Source organism: uncultured Pseudacidovorax sp. (assembly GCF_913773995.1).
GTDB lineage: Bacteria > Pseudomonadota > Gammaproteobacteria > Burkholderiales > Burkholderiaceae_C > Xenophilus.
The window spans coordinates 1-6529 of the sequence record NZ_CAJYES010000008.1; the positions used below are offsets into that span (position 1 = coordinate 1).

Sequence of the window (6529 nt, forward strand, 5' to 3'; positions counted from 1 at the left end):
GCGCACCCAGTGGGCCACCTTGGCATCCACCACATTCGGCGCGTCGGGCCGGCCGTACATCCAGGCGCCGCCATGCACCATCACCAGCAGGGGCGCCCCCTGCGGTTGCGCGGGAAGGTAGATGTCGAGCCGCTGCGCCGCATCGCTGCCATAGGCGCGTTGCTGGTCGGGGGCGGCATGCGACAGGGCGGTGGCCAACAGCAGCGCAAGGCCGGGCAGCAGGTGTCGGATCAGGGGCATGGTGGGGTTTCCGGCGGGCCAAGAAGGATGCGCAGACGTTGCCTGACGCCATGCGCCGCGCGCAGATCCCGCGCCAGCCGTCCCCATTCGTGGAAGGCGATGCGAAGCGGATTGTGGGTGCGCAGGGGCGTCGTCAGGCCGCAACGCGGCGGCAGGTCGTCCCGCAGGTCGACGAAGGTGCCGAACAGACGGTCAAAGACGATGAGCACGCCGCCGTAGTTGCAGTCGAGGTATTCGCGGTTGGCGGCGTGGTGCACCTTGTGATGGGTGGGGGTGTTCAACACCCATTCCAGCGGCCCCAGGCGCGGCAGCCACGGCGCATGCAGCCAGAACTGGTAGAGCAGGTTGGCCGCCAGCGTCGCCAGCACGGCGACCGGCGAAAAGCCCAGCCACACCAGCGGAGCGAAGAACAGCGCAGTGCCGGTGAGCTTGCCCGTCCAGCCCAGGCGCAGGGCCGCGGCCAGCGTCAGCTCGTTCGGCGAATGGTGCACGGCATGCGTGGCCCAGAACCACCGCATGCGGTGCGCGGCACGGTGGTAGGCGTAGTAGCACAGCTCCTGGCCGAGGAAGAGCAGGGCGACTGCCACGGGCGTGGAGAGCGTCAGCGTCTGCAGCCGATGGTTCCAGGCCAGTGCCATGAGTGGCGCGGCGATGGACAGGCCCAGCGCATCCACCGCCCGGCGGCCCACGGCGTCGGCCAGCGATGCGGCATAAGCCCGCCAGTCATAGGCCTGGCGCCGCACGAAGGTCTGCACCAGTCCTTCCATCGTGGCGGCGGCCAGCACCAGGACCAGCAGGCCGAGGAGCCAGTGCAGCGCCTCCGGGCCGAGGGCGTGGCGCAGCGTGTCGGTGTGCATGGCGAGCTTCTTTCCGTGATTGCGGTTGCCACTGTGCGGCAAAGTGGTCACTCCCACGTCACGGCCTGGTGGGCGCCCATGACGGGCCATGACGGCGCGGGCTGTTTGTCATCGTTTGTCATGAATTCGGGGGAGGGGCGAGGCGGGCGGCTTGTCTAGGATGCCGCCATGCCCTCGAAGCCGCGTCCGTCGTCCCATCCCCTTCTTCCAACAGCAGCCGCGACAGGCCGGCCCGGCCCCTTCGCGGCATGACCGAGCCGCTTGCCCGCATCCTGGTGGCCGACGACGAAGCCGACCTGCGAGCACTCCTGCAGCGCTACCTGGGTGACCAGGGCTACGCCGTGCGCACGGTGGAGAACGCCGTCGCCCTGGACCGGCTGCTCGCCCGCGAGCGCTTCGATGTGCTGGTGCTGGACGTCATGATGCCCGGCGAGGACGGCCTGTCCGCCTGCCGCCGCCTGCGCGCCCAGGGGGAGACCATTCCGATCCTGATGCTCACTGCCCGCGGCGATCCGGTCGACCGCATCGTCGGCCTGGAGATGGGGGCCGACGACTACCTGCCCAAGCCCTTCAACCCACGCGAGCTGCTGGCCCGGATCCAGGCGATGGTGCGGCGTCAGCGCATGCTGGGGGCGCACACCGGCCCGCAACCCGAAGAGGGCGAACTGAGCTTCGGCCAGGACTTCGTGCTCGACCTCGGCCGGCGCCGTCTCAGCCGGGCGGGTGAAGTGCTGCCGATGACCACCGGGGAGTTCCTGCTCCTGGCCGCCTTCTGCCGCCACCCCGGTCGCCCGCTGGGCCGCGACCGTCTGATCGAGCTGGCGCGCGGCCGCGAGCACGAGGCCACCGACCGCAGCATCGACGTGCAGGTGATGCGTCTGCGCAAGCTGATCGAGGCCGACCCGGCCGAGCCGCGCTTCATCCAGACCGTCTGGGGCGTGGGCTATGTCTTCGTGCCGGATGGAGGTCGCGCATGAGCGCGCCGGGCCGCTCCCAAGCGCGAATCCCGGAGCGCCTTGCGCGGAGGGTAGGCCCGTGAGCACGCCCGTCGATGGCCTGTCCATGCCTGCCCGGCCGATCGTGCCGGAGCATGCCCGCCCGGCGAGCGAAGCCCATGCGCAGCCCGCCGCCACCCGAGCCGGCGCTGCACGCTGGCCGCGCAGCCTGCTCGGCCGCCATGCCCTGCTGATCGTGGCGCTGATCCTGATCGGTCAGGTCGGTGGTGCACTGCTGCTGCGCGAGCTGGTGCTCAAGCCGCGCCTCGCGCAGGCGGCGCACGCCGTGGCCACCAACCTGCAGGCCGTCCGCGCGGGCCTGGCCAGCCTGCCGCCCGCCCAGCGCGCGGCATTCGTGGACGCCTCCAACCGCCGCCCAGCCGGCACGGATGCCCCCGCCGACGGGGACCCCGACGCGGTGCCGCGACTCAGCGCACTGGAGCGGCGATTCGTACGGCAGGTGTCGCTGCACCTGGGCGAAGCCGGCATGCAGGCCAACTGGCGGCGTGCCGCAGACGGCGGCCTGGCGCTGCGGGTGGCGCTCGACGGCGACACCCACTGGCTGGTGCTGCCGGGCGTGCTGCCGGCGCGGGAGTTCACCGGGGCGTGGCTGGCGGTCAGCGCGGGCAGCGGTGTGCTCGCCCTGCTGGGCGCCCTGTGGTTGCAGCGCCGGCTCGATCGGCCGCTGGCGCGACTGGTGCAGGCGGCCGCCAGCCTGGGCGCCGGGCGCAAGCCCCCGCAGCTGCCCGAGGACGGCCCCAGTGAGATCGCCACGGTCAGCCGCAGCTTCAACCGCATGGCCGACAGCCTGGCCCAGCAGGAGCGCGAGCGCGCGCTGATGCTCGCCGGCATCTCGCACGACCTGCGCACGCCGATGACCAAACTGCGCCTGGCGGTGGAGATCGTCGGCGACGCGGCCGACGCGCCCACGCGCGCAAGCATGGTGCGCAGCCTGGAAGAGATGGACGGGATCGTGGGCCAGTTCCTCGACTACGCCCGTGCCGCCGACGATCCCGGGCCGTTGGAGCCGGTGGACCTGAACCGGCTGGGTGCCCGCCTTTGTGCCGATTTCGCCGACCATGGACAGCCCGTGCAATGGCAGCCGGCACGGGCGCTGCCCCTGGTCAGCGGAAGCGCTCCGGCCCTGCGACGCATGTTGGCGAACCTGCTCGAAAACGCCCACCAGTACGGCGAGGCGCCGGTGCTGCTGCGCAGCTGCGCGCAAGGCGCCTGGGTGTGGCTGGAAGTGATCGACCACGGGCCCGGCATCGATCCCGCCCAGGCCGAATGGCTGCGCCAGCCCTTCCACCGGGCAGGCGAGGCGCGCTCGGGCGGCGCCGGCGCCGGGCTGGGGCTGGCGATCGTGGAGCGCATCGCGCGCGAGCACGGCGGCGAGCTGGCGCTGCTGCAGGCGGATCGCGGCGGGCTCTGCGCGCGCGTGATGCTGCCTCGCGCCGAACGCTCCCGGGCTTGATCGTCCGGCGCAGCGGCGCGGGGGACGGCCGCCCGCCGCCAGAGGCCGAGCTCAGCGACGCGGCGGCGCCCCCACCACGCCCGCACCGCGCACCTCGATGCGGATGCTGTCCAGCACCTGCCCGCGCGCATCGGCCAGCTCCAGCCGGTGGCGGCCGGGCCAGGGCAGCCAGTCGGCCGCCGTGCCGCGTGCGAGCGTGCGGCCGTCCAGCCGCCACTGCACATCGCCCGGTGCGCCGTCGGCGGCCAGCCGCACGCGCTGGTGGCGCGGCGGGATGTCCGGGTCGAGCGCGAGGATGGTGCCGTCGGCCGGCGCCGTGATGCGCGCGGTGCGGCGGGCCGCGTCATCGCCCGCACCAGCGCGGATGGCCGAGGGCGTGAACAGCGCCTGCTGCGTGCCGGCCAGGAACCATTCGCTGCGGGCGGCTTCCAGTGGCACGCCGCGCTCACCGCCGTCCGCGGCGGCATAGCGCACGGCCTGCTGCACCACGCCCGGCGGCGGCGCGGGCGCGCGGCTGGGCTCGCGCTGGTGCAACTGGCGCATCAGCTCGGCCCAGACCGGCGCCGCGCCGCTGGTGCCGCTCACGTCCCACATCGGCGAGCCGTCGGCATTGCCCACCCACACGCCCACGGTGTAGCGCTGCGACCAGCCGATGGCCCAGTTGTCGCGCATGTCCTTGCTGGTGCCGGTCTTCACGGCGGTCCAGAAGCGAGTGGCCAGCAGGCTGTCGGGGCCGAAGGTGCGCACCCGGGCGTTCGGGTCCGACAGGATGTCGCCCACGATGAAGGCGGCGCCCGCGTCGAGCACCGGCCGGGGCGGCTCGGCGGCGGCGTCCGGCAGCAGGCGCGTGGGCGTGTAGCGGCCGCCATTGGCCAGCATGCGGTAGGCATTGGTCAGCGCCAGCAGGTTGACCTCGGCGCTGCCCAGGGCCAGGCTGTAGCCGTAATAGTCGCCGCTTTCGCGCAGGGCAAGGCCGCTGGCCTGCAGGCGGCGGGCGAAGGCGTCGGGCGAGACCATCACCAGCGTGCGCACCGCCGGCACGTTGAGCGAGGCGGCCAATGCGGTGCGGGCCGAGACCAGGCCCTTGAAGTGCCGGTCATAGTTCTGCGGGATGTACAGACCACCCGGCGTGGCGATCTGCGCGGGCGAATCCTCCAGCAGCGAGGCGGCCGTGAGGCGGCGCTCGGCAATCGCCTGCGCATAGAGCAGGGGCTTGAGCGTGGAGCCCGGCTGGCGCGGCGCCAGCACGGCATCGACCTCGGCCGCGCGGCTGTGCGCGCCCGACGAGCCGACCCACGCCAGCACGGCACCGCTGGCGTTGTCCAGCACCACGGCGGCGCCGTCCTGCACGTTGCGGCCACGCAGCTCGCGCATCTGGCGGTCCAGCGCCTCCACCGCGGCGCGCTGCAGCGGCGCGCGCAGCGTGGTGCGCAGCGTCGGCGCATCGCCGCTGCGCTGGCGCAGCGCCTGGCGGGCGAAGTGCGGCGCGATGCCTTCGCTGGCATCGAAGGCGCGGCGCTGCAGGGCGGCCTGGGTGAAGAAGGCCAGGGATTCGCAATCCGGCGGCGGCCCGGGCTGCATGGCCCGCAGCACCTCGCAGGCGCGGCGCGCCACCTGCGCGGCCGAGGCATTGGGCGCGCGCACCAGGGCGGCGGCGATGGCACCTTCGCGCGCGTCCAGGCCGTGCGGCGCCTTGGCGAAGAGCGTGCGCGAAAGGGCGTCGATGCCCACCAGCTCGCCGCGAAAGGGCACCAGGTTGAGGTAGGCCTCCAGGATCTGGTCCTTGCGCCAGTCGCGCTCCAGCTGGGCGGCGCCGAAGACCTGCTCCACCTTCTGGCCCAGGCTGCGGCCGCCGCTGCCGCGGCGCAGGTCCTCGTCGAGCAGGCCGGCCAGCTGCATGGTCAGCGTGGAGGCGCCGCGGGTGCGGGTGTTCCACAGATTGCCCCAGGCGGCGGCAGAGACGGCGCGCCAGTCGACACCGCTGTGTTCGTAGAAGCGCTGGTCCTCGCTGTAGATCAATGCATGGCGCAGCGCGGGCGAGATGTCCGCCAGGCCGATCCACTGGCCGCGCCGCACGGTGGCATCGGTGCGCACCCGCTGCACCAGCGTGCCGCCCTGGTCCAGCACCTGCACGTCGGAGGGCCGGAAGTCGCGGCGGACGTCGTCGAAGCGGGGCAGGGCGAGGGCGGCGGACGGGAGGAAGAGGGCCGCTACCAGCGGCAGAACCTGCGTGCCGAGACGCCTCATGCGTGCGGATCCAGCATGTTGTGCATGGACCCAGTATCTCAGCGCGGCGGGGCGCCATCCCGCGCAAGCCCTACGGGATGCAGCCCTCCACCGCTGCCGCAAAGCCCAGCACGCGCGCGTCCTCGTAGCGCGGCGCCACCACCTGCAGGCCGACCGGCAGACAGCGCACGGTGCCGGCGGGCACGGAGCAGGCGGGCACGCCGCAGTAGTTGAAGAGCGGTGTGAAGGCCGCATGGCCGCGCGGGCCGGCGGGCTGGCCGCCGATGACGGGCGGGCCCAGCTGGTCCAGCGGCCAGGCCGTGACCGGGGCGGTGGGGCACAGGAGCAGGTCGTAGTGCTCGAAGAAGCCTGCCAGCGCGTGCGCGATGCGTTCACGCAGGCGCAGGGCGCGTGCGACATCGGCGGGCGCGATGCGGGCGCCGGTCTCGATCTGCCCGCCCAGAACCGGATCGATGCGGGACGGGTCAGCGGCCCACGGCTCGCCGTAGAGCGCATGCAGGCCGGCATGCTGGAGGGCGATCAGCGGGTATTCGCGCGCCTCGGGCGGCCAGGGTGGGTCGGCGTCGGCGATCTGCCAGCCGGCGGCGCGCAGGGCGTCGATGCGTGCCTGCAGTTGCGCCAGCACGTCCTCGTCGATGGCGAAGTCGCAGCCCAGGCGTGGGCTCCAGGCGATGCGCAGGCCGCGGGCCGGCGGCTCGGGTGTCGGCTGCGTGAGG

General features: G+C 73.3%; 5 protein-coding genes and 1 pseudogene. 2 read left to right on the plus strand and 4 right to left on the minus strand.

The genetic code is table 11. The features are described 5' to 3' along the window. Positions 1-240 (minus strand): annotated as a pseudogene (locus tag QZ772_RS00675) (alpha/beta hydrolase); the annotation flags it as partial. Further along, a complete protein-coding gene (locus QZ772_RS00680) occupies positions 231-1097 on the minus strand; it encodes a sterol desaturase family protein (protein ID WP_295522001.1) in 867 nt (288 codons plus the stop codon). The gene QZ772_RS00680 and the pseudogene QZ772_RS00675, both read right to left, overlap by 10 nt. A 248-nt stretch (positions 1098-1345) precedes the next feature. On the opposite strand from QZ772_RS00680, the gene ompR reads away from it, so the two are divergent. Both ompR and QZ772_RS00690 read left to right on the plus strand, forming a co-directional pair. After that, entirely contained in the window at positions 1346-2074 is a 729-nt protein-coding gene (ompR, locus tag QZ772_RS00685; protein WP_295522005.1) for a two-component system response regulator OmpR, read from the plus strand. 58 nt (positions 2075-2132) lie between these two features. Next, on the plus strand, positions 2133-3566 hold the full coding sequence (locus tag QZ772_RS00690) for an ATP-binding protein (RefSeq protein WP_295522008.1): 1434 nt from the start codon (positions 2133-2135) through the stop codon (positions 3564-3566). A gap of 51 nt (positions 3567-3617) precedes the next feature. Here the strand turns inward: QZ772_RS00690 and pbpC are convergent, their stop codons facing one another. Both pbpC and QZ772_RS00700 read right to left on the minus strand, forming a co-directional pair. Beyond that, a complete protein-coding gene (gene pbpC, locus QZ772_RS00695) occupies positions 3618-5813 on the minus strand; it encodes a penicillin-binding protein 1C (RefSeq protein WP_295522012.1) in 2196 nt (731 codons plus the stop codon). Between the two features lie 70 nt (positions 5814-5883). Then, positions 5884-6529: amidase family protein (locus QZ772_RS00700; protein WP_295522016.1), on the minus strand; the 646-nt coding region annotated here is incomplete at its 5' end.

What these genes read in the sequence shown, in the direction of transcription:
- QZ772_RS00680 (WP_295522001.1), bottom strand. Translation starts at nt 1,097, where the DNA reads ATGCACACCGACACGCTGCGCCACGCCCTCGGCCCGGAGGCGCTGCAC.
- pbpC (WP_295522012.1), bottom strand. Translation starts at nt 5,813, where the DNA reads ATGAGGCGTCTCGGCACGCAGGTTCTGCCGCTGGTAGCGGCCCTCTTC.
- ompR (WP_295522005.1), top strand. Translation starts at nt 1,346, where the DNA reads ATGACCGAGCCGCTTGCCCGCATCCTGGTGGCCGACGACGAAGCCGAC.